The following is a 20,029-nucleotide window of genomic DNA, read 5'->3' on the forward strand; positions in this document are numbered from 1 at the left end:
CGGCGCCGGCGCCGGCCCGGCTGCATCCGGGCGGCAGACAGCCATGGCTCCGCTCTACAATAGGTAGTCTTCTTCTTTGCCGGATTGCCCATGAAATCGCCCGCTGCGTGGCTGTGCTGCCTGTTGCTGACCTCGCCGGCCTGGGCTGCGGATGCGGTTGTCAGCGGCAAGGTCTACCTGGAACGCGACGGCAGGCCCGGCCGTGGTGCGACCGACCCGGGCCTGGCCGGGGTGCAGGTGTCCAACGGCGAGCGCATCGTGAAGACCGCAGCCGATGGCAGCTACAGCCTGCCCGTGCGCGAGGGCCAGACGGTGTTCGTGATCAAGCCGGATGCGTACGCGTTCCCGAAGGCGAGCGACGGGCTCCCGTCATTCTGGCGTCATTTCCAGCCCAACGGCTCGCCTGCACTGAAGTACGGTGGCATCGCCGCAACCGGCGACGCCACCCGCAACTGGGACTTCGCGCTGCAGACGGATCGTCATGACAACCGGCGTGGTTTCCAGATGCTGGTGTTCACTGATTCACAGACCGCAAGCCTCAAGGACATCGGCTACTACCAGCAGTCCATCGTGGCGCCGCTGGTCGGCCAGACCCGGGCGCGGCTTGGCACGACGCTCGGCGATATCGTCAATGATGACCTGACGCTGTATCCGGCCATCAACAAGGTCACCACGCAGCTGGGCGTGCCGTGGTTCCATGTGCCGGGCAACCACGATCTCGATTTCGATGCCGCCGTCGACGAGCATTCGCTGGACAGCTGGCGCAACGTCTACGGCCCGGACACGTACGCCGTGGAGGAGGGCGGTGCCAGCTTCGTGTTCCTCGATGATGTGGTGTACGACCCGAAGGCGAGGCCGAGCTACGTCGGTGGCCTGCGCGAGGATCAGTTCGCGTTCCTTGCCGCCTACGTCAAGGGTCTGCATCGCGACCGCCTGCTGGTGCTGGGCATGCACATTCCGCTGTTCGATGCAGCGCCGGGTCGTGAGAGCTTCCGGCACGCCGACCGGCAGCGCCTGTTCGACCTGCTCAAGGACTTCCGCAACGTGCTGGTCCTGAGCGGCCACAGCCACACCCAGCAGCATGTCTACCATGGCAAGGCCGAGGGCTGGCACGGCGAAAAACCGCTGCACGAGTACAACGTCGGTGCCAACTGCGGCGCGTTCTGGTCCGGTGTGAAGGATGCTGCCGGTGTGCCGGACAGCACCATGAGCGACGGCACGCCAAAGGGCTACGCGTTGCTGGATGTGGCTGGCAACGGCAGCTATCGCCTGCAGTATCGTGTGGCCGGCGCGCCAGCCAGCGAACAGATCGGCCTGCATGCGCCGAAGGTGCTGCGCCAGGGCGCGTATCCGGCGTGGGGCGTTTACGCCAACGTGTACATGGGTGAGGACGCGAGCGTGGTCGAGTACCGCGTGGACGGTGGGGCATGGCAGCCGATGAAGCAGGTCCGCCAGCCCGACCCGCGGCTGCTGGTGGAGAATGCGGCGGACGACCTGTCCAGCGTGCTGCGCGGTTACGATCGCTCGCCGGAGGCCACCGCTTCGCCGCATCTGTGGCGCGGCGCGCTGCCCACCCACCTGGCCGTGGGCGACCACAGGATCGACGTGCGTTCGACCCAGCCGGATGGTGCGGTATTCACCGCCACCACCCGTTATAGTCTGCAGACCGCAGAGCCCTGATCTGCAGGTGCCGCCGCGCGCTGCGTCCGGGCTGCCGCCACCCGGGCGCTGCGGACAAGGCCCTGGCAGGGCCGGCATGCCGGCGCGGCGCCGCGCTAGGCAAAGCGACCCTGATGCCTGAGAATCGGTGCGATTCAATCGATTCAAGCAGGCCAGAGTGACCATCGCAGCAGTGCCCCCGGTTTCCACCGACTCCCCCCGCGGCGGTCTTCCGCGAAGCCTGGTCGTCGCCGATGTCGGCGGTACCTTTGCCCGTCTGGCGCTGGCTGAAACGCTGCCCGGGCAGGCGCCACGGCTTGGACGTCATCGCACCTACGCGTGTGCCGATCATTCCAGCCTGGCGGCGATTCTGGCCGACTTCACCCGGAGCCTCGCACTGCCGGTGCGGTCGGCGGTGGTCGCCATCGCCGGCCTGCTCGATGGCGATGTGCTGATCAATGCCAATCTGCCGTGGACGGTGTCGTTGTCCGCCACCCGCGCACAGTCCGGTCTGGGCGATCTGCAGCTGATCAATGATTTCGAGGCGGTGGCACTGGCCATTCCCTACCTGCAGGCCGACACCCTGGTTCCATTGAACGGCGATGCCGACCCGGCGATGGCGTTCCCGGCGCTGGTGCTGGGGGCCGGTACCGGCCTGGGCGCGGCGCTGCGCTTCGCCGATGGCGGGCGTCCGGTGCTGCCCAGCGAGATCGGCCACGCTGCCCTGGGGGCCGGCAACGCGCTGGAGCTGGAGGTGCTGGGCAGGCTGCTGCAGCGGTGGCCACATGTGGACAACGAGCGTGTGCTGTCCGGCAGCGGTCTGATGAATCTGTATCCGTGCCTGTGCGAGCTGCGTGGCGTCACTCCGGTGTGGTCCAGCACCGAAGCGCTGATCGGCGCCGCACGCAGCGGCGAAGACGCACTTGCAGTGGAGACGCTGCAGGTGTTCTGCGCCTGGCTGGGCAGCCTGGCCGGCGATGCCGCCATCGCCGTGGGGGCCCGCTCGGTGTACCTGGCGGGCGGCATTTCCACCCACGTGCAGGATTTCCTTGCCGATGGCCGCTTCCGCGAGCGCTTCCTCAACAAGGGCGTGCTGGCCGACGTGCTGCGGCAGGTGCCGGTATGGCGGGTGGAACATGGCCAACTGGGCGTGCTGGGCGCCGCCGTCTGGCACGCGGCGCGGTACCCCGTACACGATTGATCGGTGCTGCCGGCATCGGGCCGGCGACACGTTGCAGACTGGGAGGCAACATGGTGGATCGCAGGCAGTTCCTGCAGGCCGGAGCGCTGGCGGCAGGCATGGCCGCCCTGCCGGGCGTACAGGCACGTGTGCAGGGCGGAGCGAAGGTGGTCTCGACCTGGGACTTCGGTGTGCCGGCCAACCAGGCGGCATGGAAGGTCCTGGCGCAGGGCGGCAGTGCCCTGGACGCAGTGGAGGCCGGCGCACGCTGGGCCGAGAGCGAGCTGTGCAATCCCACCGTGGGCCATTGCGGCAATCCGGATCGGGACGGCGTGCTGAGCCTGGACGCGAGCATCATGGACGGCGATGGCCGCTGCGGTGCGGTGGCCGCGCTGGTCGACATCCCGCACCCGGTGTCGGTGGCCCGCAAAGTGATGGAAAACAGCCCGCACGTGTTGCTGGTGGGTGAAGGGGCGCAGCAGTTCGCCGTGCAGCAGGGCTTCGAGCGCAGGCGTCTGCTGACGCCGCAGGCCGAAGCGGCCTGGCGCGAGTGGTTGAAGACCGAGAAGTACCAGCCCCAGATCAACGCCGAGCGACGTGGCCTTCCCGGCAACAGCGACAACCACGACACCATCGGCATGCTGGCGCTGGATGCCCGGGGCCATCTCGCCGGTGCCTGCACCACCAGCGGCATGGCCTGGAAACTGCACGGCCGGGTCGGCGACAGTCCGATCATCGGCGCCGGCCTGTACGTCGACAACGAGGTCGGTGCCGCCACCGCATCGGGCGTGGGCGAAGAGATGATCCGCAATGCGGCCTCGTTCCTGGTGGTCGAGCTGATGCGCCAGGGTCGAACGCCCGCCCAGGCCTGCCGTGAGGCGATCGACCGCGTGGTACGCAAGCGTCCCGAGGCAAGCAGGACCCTGCAGGTGTGCTTCCTGGCCATGAACAAGCAGGGCGAGGTGGGCGCCTATGCGCTGCATCGCGGTTTCGTCTATGCCGTCTGCGATGCGCAGCGCCAGGACGACCTGCGCGACTCACCGTCGATCTACACGAGCACACAGGCGTGAGCACGCGGCTCACCCTGGAGATCGCCAGCAACTCGCTGGCTTCGGCGTTGGCCGCGCAGGCCGGTGGTGCCGACCGCATCGAACTGTTCGACAACCTTGCCGAGGGCGGCACCACACCGTCGTTCGCCAGCATCGCCATGGCCCGCGAACGCCTGTCGATTCCGCTGTTCGTGCTGGTGCGGCCGCGGCCGGGCGATTTTCACTACGACGCCCTGGAGGCCGAGCTGATGCTGCGCGATATCGCACAGTGCCGTGCGCTGGGCTGCGATGGCGTGGTGATCGGTGCGTTGGACCGGCAGGGCGATATCGATCTGCCCCTATGCCGCGTGCTCATCCAGGCGGCGGGTCCGCTGCAGGTGACGTTCCACCGTGCCTTCGACGCCGCGCGTGACCTTCCGGCGGCGTTGGAGCAGGTGATCGCTCTGGGGTGCAGCCGTGTATTGACGTCCGGGGGACAGGCCAGCGCGGCTGCCGGTGTCGACGTGCTGGAAGGCCTGGTCGCCCGGGCGGCGGGGCGCATCAGCGTGATGGCAGGTGCCGGCCTGAACCCGGCCAACATCGCTGCGGTGGCGCGGCACAGCGGCTGCGTTGAGCTGCACGCGTCGGCCAAGAGCCGCCGGCACTCGGCCATGCAGTTCCACAACCCGGCACTGCGCGGGCTGGACCCGCACTGGGATCAGACCGATGCCGCAATCGTGGCGGGGCTGCGGCGGGCGCTGGACGGCGATCTGTCCTGATACCGGGCGAAGTCGGTTCCGCGCGGGTCTGCCGCTCGCGTGTCATCAGTTCATCTCCGGCCTGCGGCGGCCAACCTGCGCAAGCCACTGATTCATCGACTTTTCAAGCGGGGATGGCAGCGGATCCGCAGCGGCGTGTTGCGCCGCGGAATGCTCTCTCCGGTTCAGCCGTGCTTTAGTTTGGATCGATCCACAGGGGGGCGTCGGAATCGGCTTGAACCGAGTCCGGCACCTGGATCTTCCGTAGTGCCGCGCCACCACCCATCCGTGCGACCACACCCTCCGAGAGTGACCACATGGCTCAGTTCGTCCGCAATCGTCGTCACCTGCTGTCCCAGGCCCTGGTCCTGGCCCTGCTTCCGCTGGCTGCCAATGCACAGGAAGTCTCAGGTTCGTCCACCAAGGATCTCGACGCGGTCACCGTCACTGGCTCGCGCATCAAGCGTGCCAGCGTCGAAGGCCCAGCTCCCGTCAACGTGATCACCGCGCAGCAGATCCAGAAGGAAGGCTTTGTCAGCGTGTACGATGCGCTGAAGACATTGACCGAAGCCACCGGCACCGTGGAGGCGGCGTCGCAGTGGGGCTCGCACACGCCCAACGCCAGCGGCCTGAATCTGCGCGGGATGGGCCCCAACCGCTCACTGCTGCTGGTCAATGGCCGTCGCGTGGCCGACTACCCGTTGCCCTATGGCGGGGAGACCAATTTCTCCAACTACGGCAACATTCCCGCCGCTGCGGTGGAGCGCATCGAGGTCCTGACCGGCGGCGCCTCTGCGATCTACGGCTCGGATGCCATTGCAGGCGTGGTCAACGTCATCCTGAAGACCCACTACGACGGCGACGAAGTGCGCGTGCGCGGCGGCACCTCCACTGAAGGTGGTCGCGATACCTGGGATCTGTCGTGGGCGGGTGGCAGGACCGGAGACAACTGGAGCGTGACCTACGCGCTGCAGTACACCAAGCGCGATCCGCTGTTCGGCCGTAACCGGCCGCAGATGGATGATGCCGATGATGCGCCGCGCCCCTCCTGGAACATGGAACAGCGCAAGGTCGGTTTCCGTCCTACCGCCGGCCTGGCCCTGATCGACCCGGGTACCGGCCAGCGACTGGCGCCGCCGACCGGCACCTGCGAGAAGTTCGACGGCGAGTACTACACCGCCGATCGACTGGTCTACAACTACAACACCGATACGATCACCAATACCGGGCAGTTGTGTGGCATGACGGCCGACTATGCCAACTGGCTGCTGACCGGTGGTGCCGAGAATGTGTCCGGCAATCTGTATGCCACGTTCGATTTCGACAGCGACCTGCAGGGCTGGACCAACCTGGCGGTGTACCGGTCGGAGGCGATCTGGGGGACCAATCCGCCCAGCGTGACGCTCATCGATGATGACAACGGCTACTACTGGGATGCCAACCGCAACCGCGCGATCCTGGGCGTGCGCCAGTTCACGCCCAACGAAGTGGGCGGCCTGGACACCCTTCGCAACACCAACCGGGAGCTGTCCTGGGACTGGAGTGCAGGCCTGCGCGGGCGCCTGGCGGACCGCTTCGACTGGAGTGCCACCATCGGCCGTTCCTACTACCGCGTGGAAGAGCGGCAGAATGTAGTGGACGAGCAGAAGTCCTATGACTTCTTCCTCGGCCCGCGCCTGGGTACGACGGCGGATGGTGAAGCGATCTACGCACTGGACGAAGCACGCTGGTGGAACCCGCTCACGCCGGACCAGTACTGGCAGATGGGTACGGTGGCGAAGAACCGTGCGTCTTCCTGGGTCAACCAGGCGTCGGCGGACATCACCGGTGAGTTGTTCCAGGGCTGGGCGGGGCCTGTTTCGTTCGCGGCGGTGGCCGAGGTGGCGCAACAGGGATATCACCTCGCTCCCGACCCTCGCGCCGGCATCGATTTCGACCTGCAGAACGTTGATCGCGGTGGCGGCGAGCGCACGCGCTACTCGGCGGGCGTGGAGTTCAAGATTCCACTGCTGGACAGCGTGATCGCCACCGCGGCGGCACGCTATGACCGTTACGGCAGTTACAAGGCCGACGCCAATGTAGAGGCGCTGGAGATCGGCAGCCAGAAGGAGACCACCTGGAATGTCGGTCTGGAATGGCGGCCGGTGGAGTCGCTGCTGGTACGCGGTTCCTACGCCACCAGCTTCCACGCGCCTGACATGCACTACCTGCTGGGGCAGCCCAGCAGTTCCGAGGTGCAGACCTATGACCGCCTGCGTTGCATCGAAAGCGGTGCCTATCTGGTCAACAACTGTGGAGTGGGCAATACCGATGTCTGGTACACGTTCGACGTGAATCGTCGCGGTACTCCGCTGCTGCGCTCGGAAACGGGGGATTCATGGACGGTCGGATTCGTCTGGGATGTGATGTCCAATCTTTCGATCAGTGCCGACTACTGGGCCATCAAGCTGGAGGACATGATCGTCGATGTCGGCGCCGACGAGGTGCTGGCCAGCGAAGCGGGCTGCCGCACGGGACTGAACATCGACGGCACGCCGTGGGCCAATCCGGCCGGTGCGGACTACTGCGCCGGCATCCTCGCGCGCGTGAACCGCGACAGCAATGGCCGCCTGGTGTCGATCGAGCGGGGGCCGTTCAACCTGGCCAGCCGGGAGGTCCGCGGTATCGACCTGACCGCGCGTTACCGGTGGGACAGCGCGGCATGGGGAAGCTTCCAGTTCGGCGTGAACTACACCAACCAGCTGTCGACCAAGGAGCAGCGCTATGCCGCGGATCCGAATCCGCAGCGCCGTGACCGCGACCTGCGCAGCAAGCTGCGAGCGAGCCTGGCCTGGCAGCGTGGTCACTGGAACGCGAATGTGTACGCCGACCGCATCGGCTCGGTGCCGGGCGTGCGTTACCACTGGGGCACCGACCGCCTGGACAATCCCGGCGGCTGCCTGCCGTTCGCCGATGGCTACGTACCCAGCGACAGTCCTTCGCTGGACTGCCTGGAACCTGCCACGCGTCCCGACGGTTCGCCGAATCCGAATCCGAACGCCGGCCAGCGCACGGCGCGCTACTACGGCCGGGTTGGACCGTTCATCACCTGGAACGTCAATGTGGGCTATCAGGTGACTGAACGCGCCAAGGTCAATGTGTACGTCAACAACGTCTTCAACTCGGCCAGCTGGAACCACAAGGATCCCTACAAGCTGGACTACGATTTCGCGCCGACCCGGTTGCTCGGTGCGGTCGGCCGCGAGTTCGCGCTGGAATACGTGTTCACGTTCTGAGCCCGCGCCATGGATCCACCCTCGACCGGTGGATCCATGCCCCGCGGATGAACTGACCGCTGGGCCGCCGGACAGGACAGGCTGGATTTGACCTTCCCACGATGGCAAGGTTTAGCCTGTTCCGGTCCAGAAGGAACCCGGGAATCCAGTCATGAGCCTGTCGCACGCCAACACCGCCGCTTCCGTGCCTGATCCGATCAGCCTGCCCATCGAAGGCATGACCTGCGCGAGCTGCGTAGGCCGGGTCGAGGCCGCGCTGGCCAAGGTGGAGGGGGTCGGCAGCGTCTCGGTGAACCTGGCCACGGAACGTGCCGATATCCGTCCGTCGGGGCCGGTGGACCGCGCCGCCTTGATCCAGGCGGTGCACAAGGCCGGCTATGAGGTTGCGGCCACGACCGTGGAGCTGGCCGTGGAGGGCATGACCTGCGCGTCCTGCGTGGGCCGGGTCGAACGCGCACTGCTGGCCGTGCCGGGCGTGAGCGCGGCGAGCGTCAACCTGGCCACCGAGCGTGCCACCGTTCGCGGCGCAGCAGACGTGGAGGCGCTGCTGGCGGCGATCGACAGGGCGGGCTACGGCGCTCGTCTTCTCGATGGCAGCGCGCAGGCCGATGACGGCGGGGAGAAGAAGGACGCCGAGCGTGCTGAACTCAAACACGCGCTGATACTGGCCAGCGTGCTGGCCCTGCCGGTGTTCATACTGGAGATGGGATCGCATCTGATCCCGGGCATGCACCACTGGGTGATGTCGACCATCGGGTTGCAGGCCAGCTGGTATGTGCAGTTCGTGCTGACCACGCTGGTTCTCGTGATTCCCGGCCGGCGCTTCTACCAGAAGGGCATTCCGGCACTGCTGCGTTTGGCACCGGACATGAACTCGCTGGTCGCGGTGGGCACCGCGGCGGCGTTCGGCTACTCGGTGATCGCGACCTTCGCACCGCGGCTGCTGCCGCCCGGCACGGTGAACGTCTATTACGAAGCTGCGGCGGTGATCGTCGCGCTGATCCTGCTGGGCCGCTTTCTCGAGGCGCGTGCCAAGGGCCGTACGTCGGAAGCCATCAAGCGGCTGGTCAAGCTCCAGGCCAAGGTCGCCCACGTAGTACGCGATGGTCGGGTGGTCGACGTCCCGGTGGGCGAGGTGGTCAGTGACGACCTCGTGGAAATACGTCCCGGCGAACGCGTCCCGGTGGATGGCGAGGTGGTCGAGGGGCGCAGCTTCGTCGATGAGTCGATGATCAGCGGTGAGCCGGTTCCGGTTGAAAAGGCATCGGGCGCGGCCGTGGTCGGTGGTACGGTCAACCAGCAGGGAGCACTGACCGTGCGTGCCACGGCGGTAGGTGCGCAGACCGTGCTTGCGCAGATCATCCGCCTGGTTGAACAGGCACAGGGGTCGAAACTGCCGATCCAGGCCGTGGTCGACAGGGTCACGCTGTGGTTCGTGCCTGCGGTGATGCTGGCCGCGTTGGCCACCTTCGTGGCGTGGCTGCTGCTCGGGCCGTCCCCGGCGCTTACCTTCGCCCTGGTCAATGCCGTGGCCGTGCTGATCATTGCGTGCCCCTGTGCGATGGGGCTGGCAACGCCGACCTCGATCATGGTCGGCACCGGGCGGGGCGCGGAGATGGGCGTGCTGTTCCGCAAGGGCGAGGCACTGCAGTTGCTGAAGGATGCGCGGGTGGTGGCGGTGGACAAGACCGGAACCCTGACCGAGGGCCGCCCGCGATTGACCGATCTGGAGCTGAGCAACGGTTTTGCGCGAGCGGCGGTGCTGGGCGCGGTCGCGGCCGTTGAATCGCGCTCGGAGCATCCGATCGCACGCGCGATCGTGATGGCCGCCGAGGAGGAGGGCATCTCCGTGCCGGCCCTGCAGGAGTTCGAATCGGTCACCGGCATGGGGGTGCGTGCGATCGTGCAGGGAAGCCGCATTGAAGTCGGGGCCGACCGGTTCATGCGAACGCAGGGCGTTGATATCGATGGCGTTGCCGCGCTGGTGCAGCGTCTGGGAGGTGAAGGAAAGTCGCCGCTGTACGCCGCCTTCGATGGCCGGCTGGCAGCGGTGATCGCAGTGTCCGACCCGATCAGGACGAGCACGCCGGCCGCCATCACCGCACTGCATGCGCTGGGACTGAAGGTGGCGATGATCACCGGCGACAATGCGCGCACCGCACAGGCGATCGCACGCCAGCTGGGCATCGACGAGGTCGTGGCCGAAGTGCTGCCCGAAGGCAAGGTGGAGGCGGTGCGACGCCTCAAGGCTGCGCATGGTCACGTGGCCTTCGTCGGCGACGGCATCAACGATGCGCCGGCGCTGGCGGAGGCGGATGTGGGCCTGGCCATCGGCACCGGTACCGATGTGGCGGTGGAATCGGCCGATGTAGTGCTGATGTCCGGCAGTCTGCTGGGCGTGCCCAATGCCATCGCGCTGTCCAGGGCCACCCTTGGCAACATCCGGCAGAATCTGTTCTGGGCCTTCGCCTACAACACCGCTCTGATTCCGGTGGCCGCCGGCGTGCTGTATCCGGCTTTCGGCATCCTGCTGTCGCCGGTATTCGCCGCCGGTGCGATGGCACTGTCCAGCGTGTTCGTGCTGGGCAATGCACTGCGCCTGCGTCGCTTCCGGGCGCCAATGGCCGACGCCGCCAGCCACTGAAAAGGAGACTGTCTTGAACATCGGTGAGGCCGCGAAGGCATCGAGCGTTTCGGCGAAGATGATCCGCTACTACGAGCAGATCGGGCTGATTCCTGCTGCCGACCGTACGGCATCCGGCTACCGGGCCTATTCGCACGCCGACGTGCATCGACTGCGGTTCATACGCCGCGCGCGGGACCTGGGATTCTCGGTCGCCGAGATCACGGATCTGCTGGGTCTGTGGAACGATACCTCGCGCCACAGCGCCGACGTCAAGCGCCTGGCCGAGCAGCACATCGATGATCTCGAGCAGCGCATCGACCACATGCGGCAGATGGCCGATACGCTGAAGTCGCTGATCAGCTGCTGTGCGGGCGACGAGCGGCCGGAGTGTCCGATCCTGCAGCGGCTGGAGGAGGGCGAGGAAGGCGCGGAGCCAGTCGCGGCGCGGCGGCAGGCGCGCCGGAGCTGAGCCGCGGGGCGCAGGGGTCTTCGCACCTGCGCGGCGGGAGTGCTGTGGCTCCTTCAGAACGACGTGAGCATCGCCCGGAGCCGGGCGATCAGGCGGTGCGCGGCGGGAAGCCTGCGTCCTTCACAGCGGCGAAGATCTCCGCTTCGCTGGCCGTGGTCTGCACCTGCACGCGGCCTGTCGGCGGATCGGCGACCACGCGGGCCTGCGGATCAACGCTCTGGATCGCGCGGGTCACGCTGCGCGCGCATCCGCCGCAGGTCATGCCGTCAACATGGAAGTCCATCTGTAGCTCCTTCGGTTCCGGGGAATGCAGCCAGTGTGCACCTTCCAACGATGGCAGGGTCAAGTGATGCCTCCGCGGTGCCCATGAAAAACGGCAGCCACCTGTACCAGCGTGGCTGCCGTGGAGGAATGTCCCCGCGCCGGGCGGGGCGACTGCCTTAGAACTTCCAGGTCGCGCCGAAGTACAGCTGGCGGCCCGCGTAGGTATTGGAGATCAGGCGGGCCTTGGTGTCATTGCCCAGATGCACGCGCTGCTCGGACTTGGTGGCGTTGATCACCGACGCGGTCAGGGTCCACTCCGGGGTGAGGTTGTAGGCCACGTTGAGATCAAGCTGGTCGTACGGCTCGGTGTAGACCGTCATGCCGTTGTTCAGTCCGCCGACCACCTGGCCGCGACGGTTGTACGAGGCGCGGGCAAGGAACGTGTCGTTCTCGTAGAACACCGTCACGTTGGCCTGGTTCTTGGCGCTGCCGACCAGCGGCGACGAGCCGATGTTCTGCCCATCCAGCACGATCGAGGCCAGGTTGGTGTCGTTGTAGGTGTAGTTCGCCTGCACGCCGACGCCGAAATCGAAGGTGTACTGGCCGTACAGCTCCACGCCCTGCGACACACCGTCCTGGCCGTTGGCACGGGTCTCGTAGTCCTGCACGGTCACGGTTTCGCCACCGACCTGCATCTGCATGTCGCGCACGACAGGCACGGTGAAGTTGTCCACGTTCTTGCGGAACAGGCCCACGCCGGCCACCGCGCCAGGCTGGAAGTACCACTCCAGGCCGAGGTCGAACTGGGTGGCCTCGAAGGGTTCAAGCTGCTTGTTGCTGCCGTCGCCGGTCCAGCCCGGGGTCGGTGCACCGCCGGCCACGCGGCGGTCATTGACGTACTCCTCGCTGTAGTAGCGCAGGCTGCCCGGAGCGCCGATCTCGGTGTAGCCGGGGCGTGCGATGACCTTGGAGGCGGCGCCGCGCAGCAGCAGGGTATCGGTGATGTCCCAGGCGATGTTGAAGCTCGGCAGGACGTCGGTGTAGGTGCGGTTCACGCCCAGCAGCTCGAAACTCTTGCTCTGTGCCAGGTTGTAGGGCAGGCGCACGAAACCGCTCTCGCAGCTGTAGTTCGGGTAGGCCGCCGCGGCCGGGTCGGAGCACGCCATCGGTGCGCCTGCGGCGTTGTCGAGGAAGTAGTCGTCGAAACGCTCGATCGAATCGGTGGACTGCGCCAGCTGCTTGGTGCGCACCACGCGCACGCCCACGTTGCCGCGCACCCGCTCGGTGCGGAAGTTGGCCTGGAAGTAGCCCGAGTAGATCTTCTCGTTGACGTTGTAGATGAAGTCGTCCTCGACACGGTTGTGCGAACCGCCGTAGGTCTTGTTCAGGTAATCGATGTAGGCCGGATAGTTGATGCCCGGGAACACGTTGGTATTGAAGCCGCCGGGGATGTTGCTGATCGGGTTGGACAGGAAGAAGCCGGGCTGGGCGATATTGGCCGTAGGGTCGCAGCCGCTCTGGTAGCGGTTGTTGTCGTAGTCCGACGGGTCTCGGCCCTGGCACACCCAGTAGGTATTGCCGGTGTTGCGGTGCACCGTGCCGTCACGATACTTGGCACCGAACTGGATCGAGTCCAGCCAGCCGGATTCGAACAGCTTGGTGACATCGGCCTGGAAATAGTTCTGCTTGATCTCGGTCTGCTTCCAGGACGAGTCGGTCGAACCGGTGTCGATCTCGGCGATGCCGGCCATGAGCTGCTGCTGCAGGTCGGGAGCGAAGGTGCCCGACGGCGTGCCGGTCAGGTCCCAGGAGGTGCTGCTGGACGATTCCCACACGCCATTGGTCTGCCGACGCGGTTTGGCCGACATGCGGAAGTTCATCGAGGGACCGCCTTCGGACCAGGTGCGGCCGCCGGTGAACGACGCCTTCCACAGCGGGCTGATATCCCAGTCGATGCTGAGGTCGGCGGTCTGCGAGAGCGCCTTTTCGCGGCTGTAGCCGCCGGTGAGCTGCGGGGTCGGAATGGTGCAGTCATCGGGGCCCCAGCCCCCCGGCTCGAGCCCGGCCGCTTCGGCCTCGGCTTCATTGCAGTAATAGGTCTTGCCGGCCAGCTTCTCGAACTGCGCGCCGGTGACGACGGTGCCGCTGGGATCGAAGTCCAGCCCGTTGAGCATGCGGCCGCCGGCCCAGTTGCCGTCACCATTGAAGCGGGCCATGCTCCACTCCGGCACCTTCAGCATGTGCTGGGCGTAGTTGCCCTCCAGCTCGAAGCGGAAGTAGTTGGCCGTCATGGTCACGTTGTCGACCGGCTTGAACTGGAAGGTCAGCTGCCCGCCCTTGCGCTCGCGCGTTTCCTCCTTCACCGCGAAATTGACCGAGGTCGGCATGAAGAAGTCGGTGTAGTTGCGACCGTTCTGGTTGTTGAAGCCGGAGTTGCCCCACCAGTACTCGATGCCGTCCTGCAGCATGGGGTTGCCATGCACGTCGCGCGCATCGGTATCGGTGCCGTACCACTGATAGTTCTCGGTGGTGACTTCCATGGTGCGGCTGGTGCGCTTCTGCTGGGTCACGCCGACCAGCACGCCGAAACGCTCGTCCTTGCTGTGCCACGAGTACAGTGCGGAGGCCTGCGGATCGATGTCGTGACTGGTATCCGACGAGGTGCCTTCGAGGGTGACGAAGCCCGAGTTGGACTCCATGTCCAGAGGGCGCCGGGTGTGCAGGATGACCGTGCCGCCGATGCCGCCTTCATCGATGCGCGCTTCCGGCGATTTGAACAGCTCGGCGCTGGACAGCATGTTGGACGGCAGAAGGGTGTAGTTGAAAGAGCGGGTCGCCTCGTCGTTGGTCTCGGAGGTGGCGACGTAGTTGCCGTTCAACTGGGTCAGCGTAAGGTCTGCAGCGAGGCCGCGCACGCTGACCGTCTTGCCTTCGCCGCCGTCGCGGGTGATGACCACGCCCGGTACGCGCTGCAGCGCGTCGGCCACGTTCTTGTCGGGGAACTTGCCGACGTCTTCGGCCGTGATTACTTCGACCACGGCGTTGGCGTCGCGCTTCTGCTCAAGGCTCTTTTCGATGGCGTAGCGGTAGCCGGTGACCTGGACGCTGTCCAGCGTGGTGGCGTCGGGCGTGCCGGTGGTGGCCTGCTGCGCGGCGGCGCCCGCCGGCAGGACGGCGGCGGCCAATGCCAGCGCGATGGCCAGCGACAGCGCGTCCTGGCCATGCATGCGTTTTGAGTGACTCATTCCCATCTCTCCCTCTCTCCTGGATTGATCCGCTGACGTGTGACGTGGTGCGGATGACTTGAATCGATCTAATCTGTGGTGATGCCGGTGCGGTCGCTACGCAGTTGCAACTGCATCCTGTGTCTGTGCCGGCCCGTCCTGTCGCTGCTTCCCCAAACTCCCGGCCACCGCAACGTCGTCTTGGATCGATCTAAGCGATGGGCGGGCGTTTTTTAGCATGGGTTGCCCGTCGGCGCATGCTGCTGCGCAATATGGTATTGCCATGGCGGGGGCATGACGTTTTTCTGAATCGGCTGGAAACGTTTTCTCGCGCGATTCCCCGGCAGGCCGGCCAGGAGGCCGCGCGGCGGGACGTATGCTGCGGCGCAGAATGCATTGGCGCGAATCGCCATGCTCTACTTGAATCGATCTAAATTCACGGTTGCGCGGGTCTCGCGCCATTCCACGGGGAGCAGGCTGCCGGCAGGCAGCGCTCAGCGGAAGGCGTTGCAGGCTCCAGCCGTCTGCCACCGCACCATCGACCACAGGAACCCGACATGCGCCCAGTGCCGTCCGCTCCCGCTGTCCCCTCGACGCCGCGCCCGTTGACGCGATTGGCCTGGCTGCTCGCACTGGCGATGTCGCCGATGCTGCTGCAGGCCGCCCCGGCCGCACTCGAGCGCGAGGTGAACACCTTCATCGGCAGCAAGGACGATGGCAATACGTTCCCGGGCGCCTCGGCACCCTTCGGCCTGATCCAGGTCAGCCCCATCGGCAGCCACTATTCGGGGTGGCGCTACGACGACGAGAAGATCCGTGGCTTCGGCCACTCCTTCCTGTCCGGTGCCGGGTGCTGGGAGCAGGGCGGCCAGGTCTCGGTCCTGCCCGTGACCGGCAGCATCGGTCCCGGTGGCGATTTCGACACCGCCGACGCCAAGAGCTTCAACCACAAGACCTATGCCGCGTCGTACACGCATGACGGCGAAATCGGCCAGGCCGGCTACTACAAGGTGCGCCTGACCAGCTACGGTGGCATCGATGCCGAGGCGACCGCGCGCACCCGTGCCGCCGCCGAGCGCTACACCTTCAGCCAGCGAAGCGGCGATGGCCACGTGCTGGTGAATGTCGGCCAGGCGAATGAACGCCATTCGGTGATCGGCAGCGTGATCGACGTGGTCGGCGACCGCGTGGTCGAGGGCAAGCTGGTCACCAAGAGTTTCTGCGGTGGCCACCAGTACACGACGTGGTTCCGCATCGAGTTCGATCGCCCGTTCAAGGCGCATGGTACCTGGGGCGAGGCCGGTGGCCTGCCGGGGGCGCGCCACAGCATGGAAGGCGAGCAGAAGCCGAACGGTGCCTGGTTGAGCTTCGACCTGGCCAAGGGGCAGTCGGTCACGGCGGTGAGCGCGATTTCGCACGTCGATGCCGAAGGCGCGCGCACCAACCTGCGCACCGAGGGCATGCAGGGCGGAGCGCTGATGGGGTTCGACCGCATGCGCGCGCTGTCGCAGCAGGCGTGGCGCGAGGAGCTGGGCCGGGTGCGCGTGCAGGGCGGCAGTGCTGATGACCGCACGGTGTTCTACAGCGCCGCCTACCACGCGCTGCTGCAGCCGCTGACCGGCAGCGATGCCGACGGCCGCTACCGCGGCTACGACGATGGCATCCATCGCGCGGATGGCTGGACCTACTACGAGTACTTCTCGCTGTGGGATACCTACCGTGCACAGAACCAATGGCTGGCGCTGACCCGCCCCGATGTGGCGCGTGACATCGGCCGCACGCTGCTGGCGATCGACGAGCAGGGGGGCTGGCTGCCACGCTGGGGTTACGCCAACTTTGAGACGAACATCATGACCGGCGATCCGGTGACCCCGTTCATGGTCGACCTGTGGCGTTTCGGTGCGTTCAAGGGCCGTGAATCGCAGGCGTGGGATGCGCTGCGCCGCAATGCGTTCGGCACCCCGCCGTTGAATTCCCGTCATGCGGGCCGGTCGGGCAATCCGACCTATCTGGACAAGGGCTACGTGGTCTACGACCGTGCGTTCCCGTCCAAGGGCATGGACGTCGATCCGCATCACGGCGGCTCGGCCACTCTGGAATATGCACTGGCCGACTGCGCGCTTTCGCAGATGGCCGATGGCCTGGGTCACGCCCGGGATGCGGCGACGCTGCGAGAGCGCGGCCGCAACTGGCGCAAGGTGTGGGACCCGCAGGTCCGCGACGCCGAGACCGGCTTCAGCGGCTTCCCGCGGCCTCGCACCGAGGACGGGCAGTGGTACACCCCGGCCGACGGGCACTACAGCCCACGTTCCCACCACGGCTTCCATGAAGGCACCGCGTGGCAGTACCAGTGGCTGGCGCAGCAGGACATGCCGGGGCTGGTCGAGGCGATGGACGGTCGTGAGCAGGCCGGGCGCCGGCTCGATGCCTTCTTCGCGATGGATGCACTGCAGGCCGACCCGCTCAATGCCGCGCGGCGCGAATGGGTGGTCGGACCCTACAGCTACTACAACCAGTTCCGCTACAACCCGAACAACGAACCCGATCTGCACGCGCCGTGGCTCTACACCCTGATCGGCCAGCCGTGGAAGACCGCCGCGGTGGTGCGGGCCGCGCAGCAGCTGTTCACCAATGCGCCCAATGGCGTGACCGGCAACGACGATCTTGGAACGATGTCGGCGTGGTACCTGTTCAGTGCGATCGGCATGTACCCGGCAGTACCGGGCAGTGGCCAGTTCCTGCTGCATACGCCGCGCTTTGCCCGGGTCGAGGTCGACATGGGCAATGGCCGCACCCTGCGCATCAATGCCCCGGGGGCGGACGGCCGCCGCCTGCAGTACGTGCAGGGCGTGCAGGTCGATGGCCAGGTGCATGCCCCGGTCTGGCTGGACTGGGAGCGCCTGCAGCAGGGCCCGCGCCTGCACTTCGCCCTCGACGCGCAGGCGCCGACCCAGGGGTGGGGCACGGCGGTGAAGGATCTGCCGGTGTCCTGGTGCGCGGCACCTGGCAGCCAGCTGCGTTGATCGGGGCTGTGCCGTTCGCGGCGACCCAGCGAACGGCACGGCACGAGACGGCCGCGATCCATTAGGCTTGAGCCCTCAGCGGAGCCCGGGAATACGATGAACGACAACGGCAGCAGCACTTCCAGCAAACGCGCCGGCAAGGCAGTGACGGTGACCGACATCGCGCGCGCCATCGGCGTATCGCGGGCGACCGTGTCGCTGGTGCTGCGCGGCAGTCCGCTGGTCAACGTCGATACCCGGGCCAAGGTCGAGGCCGAGCTGCGGCGCCAGCGCTATGTCTACAACCGCGCAGCAGCCAACCTGCGGCGGCGCACGTCCTCGAGCATCGCACTGGTGATCAACGACCTGTCCAATCCATTCTTCGCCGAATTCGCCTCCGGCGTCGACGAGGCGCTGGGTGGGCGTGGCTACGTGACCCTGCTGGGCAGCACCGGCGAGTCGCCGGAACGCCAGCAGGCGGTGCTGTCCACGCTGATGGAACACACCCCGGCGGGGCTGATCCTGTCGCCGGCCGAAGGCAGCGATGCCACGCAGCTGCGCCAGGCACTGGGAGCCAATGCCAACGTCCTGCTGTTCAACCGTGAGCTGGACGGGGCCGATTGGGACTTCCTGACGCTGGACAACCAGCATGGGGCCTATCTGGCCACCCGCCACCTGATCGAGCGCGGCCATCGCCATATCGCCTTCTTCGGCGGCCACGCGGCGTCCAGTTCCTGCCACCAGCGCCGTGCCGGCTTCCAGCAGGCGCTGGCTGAGGCTGGACTGTCGCTGCCACCCGGCTGGATGATCGAATCGGCGCCGAACCGGCTGGAGGCGGCTGCACGCACCGACGAACTGTTCGCCGATGGCCATCGGCCGAGCGCAGCGGTCTGCTACAACGACACCGTCGCGCTGGGGCTGATGCTGGGCCTGAACTCGCGCGGCATCCGGCCGGGCGGCGATTTCGCTGTCACCGGCTTCGACGATATTTCCGAGGCTTCGGTGGCGGTGCCACCGTTGACGACGCTGACCGCCGACCCGCGCGAGCGTGGCCGGCAGGCGGCGGCACTGCTGCTGCAGCGCCTGGACGAACCGGATGCGCCGCCACGGCGCACGGTGGCTCCGGTGCAGCTGCGGATCCGCGAAAGCAGTGCCGCCCGGCCGACCTGATTTCACTGCCGTTACTCCTTCCACGCAACAACGATTCCGCGCAACGAGGCGCGTTCCGCATGCCGATCTCAGCAACGCCCCGTCCGTCGGGTTCCCCGGGCAACGCACCGGCCGTCACCAACGGCAAGGCCCTGGCCGTGGTGACCACCATCTTCTTCATGTGGGGCTTCCTGACCTGCCTCAACGACATCCTGATTCCACACCTGAAGGCGGTGTTCGAGCTGAACTACGCGCGGGCGATGCTGGTGCAGTTCACCTTCTTCGGTACGTACTTCCTGATGTCGCTGCCCGCTGGCCGCCTGGTCGCGGCTCTCGGCTACAAGAAGGGCATCGTGGCCGGCCTGCTGATTGCAGGTGTGGGCGCGCTGGGCTTCTGGCCGGCGGCCGAACTGCGGATCTACGGCGCCTTCCTGGGTGCATTGTTCGTGCTCGCCACCGGCATCACCGTGCTGCAGGTGGCGGCCAATCCCTATGTGGCGCTGCTGGGCCCGGAGCAGACCAGCTCCAGCCGGCTGACCCTGGCGCAGGCGTTGAACTCGCTGGGTACGGCGATCGCGCCGATCTTCGGCGGCATGCTGATTCTTTCCAATACGGTCAAGAGCGCCGATGAAATGGCGGCGATGCCGGCCGCCGAACAGCTGGCCTATCGTGCTGCCGAGGCGCAGGCCGTGCAGGGCCCGTATGTGGGCCTCGCGGTGGCGCTGGTGCTGCTGGCGTTGTTCGTGTTCCTGTTCCGCCTGCCGGCGCTGAGCGATGCGACCGAACAGGCCGACCAGGGGCATCACCACAGCTATCTGGATGCGCTGCGCCAGCGTCATCTGCTGCTGGGCGTGCTTGGCATCTTCTTCTATGTCGGTGCGGAAGTGTCGATCGGCAGCTTCCTGGTGAACTACCTGTCGATGCCCGACATCGGCGGATTCAGCGAGCAGGAGGCCACACACTACGTTTCCGCCTACTGGACGATGGCGATGGTCGGCCGCTTTGCCGGCTCGGCGCTGCTGGCACGCTTCTCGCCGAGCCGCCTGCTGGCGATCTTCGCACTGGTCAACGTCGGCCTGCTGGCGCTGACCATGGCCAGCGCCGGCAGTGTCGCGCTGTACTCGGTGGTGGCGATCGGCCTGTTCAACTCGATCATGTTCCCCACCATCTTCGCGCTCAGCATCGAGCGCCTGGGGCCGCTGACCAACAAGGGCTCGAGCCTGCTGATCATGGCCATCGTCGGCGGCGCCGTGGTGCCGTACCTGCAGGGCGTGCTGGCCGACCACATCGGGGTGCAGGCCAGCTTCATCCTGCCGCTGCTGTGCTACGTCTACATCATTTTCTACGGACTGGTCGGCGCACGTACGCCGGCCTCCGCAACGCAGGGAGGCTGAG

12 protein-coding genes are annotated in these 20,029 nt (G+C 66.6%); 10 read left to right on the forward strand and 2 right to left on the reverse strand.

The features are described 5' to 3' along the window. The first annotated feature begins 90 nt into the window (after positions 1-90). From ACVOME_RS07050 to cueR, 7 genes are all read left to right on the forward strand, one after another. Positions 91-1,680, forward strand: a complete 1,590-nt coding sequence (locus ACVOME_RS07050) for a calcineurin-like phosphoesterase C-terminal domain-containing protein (protein ID WP_481504888.1) — start codon at positions 91-93, stop codon at positions 1,678-1,680. A 157-nt stretch (positions 1,681-1,837) separates the two neighbouring features. Beyond that, positions 1,838-2,860, forward strand: coding sequence for a glucokinase (locus ACVOME_RS07055; protein WP_197600508.1), 1,023 nt, complete (start codon positions 1,838-1,840; stop codon positions 2,858-2,860). A gap of 50 nt (positions 2,861-2,910) precedes the next feature. Next, positions 2,911-3,909: a glycosylasparaginase gene (locus ACVOME_RS07060; RefSeq protein WP_053516718.1), complete on the forward strand. Its 999-nt coding sequence runs from the start codon at positions 2,911-2,913 to the stop codon at positions 3,907-3,909. After that, a complete protein-coding gene (locus tag ACVOME_RS07065) occupies positions 3,906-4,646 on the forward strand; it encodes a copper homeostasis protein CutC (RefSeq protein WP_481504889.1) in 741 nt (246 codons plus the stop codon). The genes ACVOME_RS07060 and ACVOME_RS07065 overlap by 4 nt, the downstream gene beginning before the upstream one ends. A 296-nt stretch (positions 4,647-4,942) precedes the next feature. Continuing rightward, the gene (locus ACVOME_RS07070) at positions 4,943-7,900 is read left to right on the forward strand and encodes a TonB-dependent receptor plug domain-containing protein (RefSeq protein WP_478452684.1); all 2,958 of its coding nucleotides are present in this window, start codon (positions 4,943-4,945) and stop codon (positions 7,898-7,900) included. A 151-nt stretch (positions 7,901-8,051) separates the two neighbouring features. Continuing rightward, a complete protein-coding gene (locus ACVOME_RS07075; protein ID WP_065182696.1) occupies positions 8,052-10,544 on the forward strand; it encodes a heavy metal translocating P-type ATPase in 2,493 nt (830 codons plus the stop codon). Positions 10,545-10,557: 13 nt separating this feature from the next. Then, a complete protein-coding gene (gene cueR, locus ACVOME_RS07080) occupies positions 10,558-10,995 on the forward strand; it encodes a Cu(I)-responsive transcriptional regulator (RefSeq protein WP_065182695.1) in 438 nt (145 codons plus the stop codon). Between the two features lie 88 nt (positions 10,996-11,083). On the opposite strand, the gene ACVOME_RS07085 is transcribed toward cueR, so the two are convergent. After that, positions 11,084-11,278 (reverse strand): heavy-metal-associated domain-containing protein, encoded by a 195-nt coding sequence (locus ACVOME_RS07085; RefSeq protein ID WP_053516712.1) that lies wholly within the window; start codon positions 11,276-11,278, stop codon positions 11,084-11,086. A 157-nt stretch (positions 11,279-11,435) separates the two neighbouring features. Then, positions 11,436-14,510, reverse strand: coding sequence for a TonB-dependent receptor (locus tag ACVOME_RS07090; protein ID WP_481504890.1), 3,075 nt, complete (start codon positions 14,508-14,510; stop codon positions 11,436-11,438). Positions 14,511-15,040: 530 nt separating this feature from the next. Between ACVOME_RS07090 and ACVOME_RS07095 the strand changes: the two genes are divergently transcribed. The 3 genes from ACVOME_RS07095 to fucP all read left to right on the forward strand — a co-directional run bounded on the left by ACVOME_RS07095 (position 15,041) and on the right by fucP (position 20,028). After that, positions 15,041-17,506, forward strand: a complete 2,466-nt coding sequence (locus tag ACVOME_RS07095) for a GH92 family glycosyl hydrolase (protein ID WP_481504891.1) — start codon at positions 15,041-15,043, stop codon at positions 17,504-17,506. 96 nt (positions 17,507-17,602) lie between these two features. Next, entirely contained in the window at positions 17,603-18,655 is a 1,053-nt protein-coding gene (locus ACVOME_RS07100) for a LacI family DNA-binding transcriptional regulator (protein ID WP_053516709.1), read from the forward strand. Between the two features lie 59 nt (positions 18,656-18,714). Further along, on the forward strand, positions 18,715-20,028 hold the full coding sequence (gene fucP / locus ACVOME_RS07105; RefSeq protein WP_053516708.1) for an L-fucose:H+ symporter permease: 1,314 nt from the start codon (positions 18,715-18,717) through the stop codon (positions 20,026-20,028). The last annotated feature ends 1 nt before the right edge of the window (position 20,029 follow it).

This window comes from Stenotrophomonas sp. STEN008 (assembly GCF_056760435.1).

Excerpts from the sequence above, each read along its gene's own strand:
- ACVOME_RS07090 (WP_481504890.1), bottom strand. The coding sequence starts at position 14,510 with ATGGGAATGAGTCACTCAAAACGCATGCATGGCCAGGACGCGCTGTCG.
- ACVOME_RS07100 (WP_053516709.1), top strand. The coding sequence starts at position 17,603 with ATGAACGACAACGGCAGCAGCACTTCCAGCAAACGCGCCGGCAAGGCA.
- ACVOME_RS07075 (WP_065182696.1), top strand. The coding sequence starts at position 8,052 with ATGAGCCTGTCGCACGCCAACACCGCCGCTTCCGTGCCTGATCCGATC.
- ACVOME_RS07060 (WP_053516718.1), top strand. The coding sequence starts at position 2,911 with ATGGTGGATCGCAGGCAGTTCCTGCAGGCCGGAGCGCTGGCGGCAGGC.
- ACVOME_RS07050 (WP_481504888.1), top strand. The coding sequence starts at position 91 with ATGAAATCGCCCGCTGCGTGGCTGTGCTGCCTGTTGCTGACCTCGCCG.
- ACVOME_RS07095 (WP_481504891.1), top strand. The coding sequence starts at position 15,041 with ATGCGCCCAGTGCCGTCCGCTCCCGCTGTCCCCTCGACGCCGCGCCCG.
- ACVOME_RS07070 (WP_478452684.1), top strand. The coding sequence starts at position 4,943 with ATGGCTCAGTTCGTCCGCAATCGTCGTCACCTGCTGTCCCAGGCCCTG.
- ACVOME_RS07085 (WP_053516712.1), bottom strand. The coding sequence starts at position 11,278 with ATGGACTTCCATGTTGACGGCATGACCTGCGGCGGATGCGCGCGCAGC.
- fucP (WP_053516708.1), top strand. The coding sequence starts at position 18,715 with ATGCCGATCTCAGCAACGCCCCGTCCGTCGGGTTCCCCGGGCAACGCA.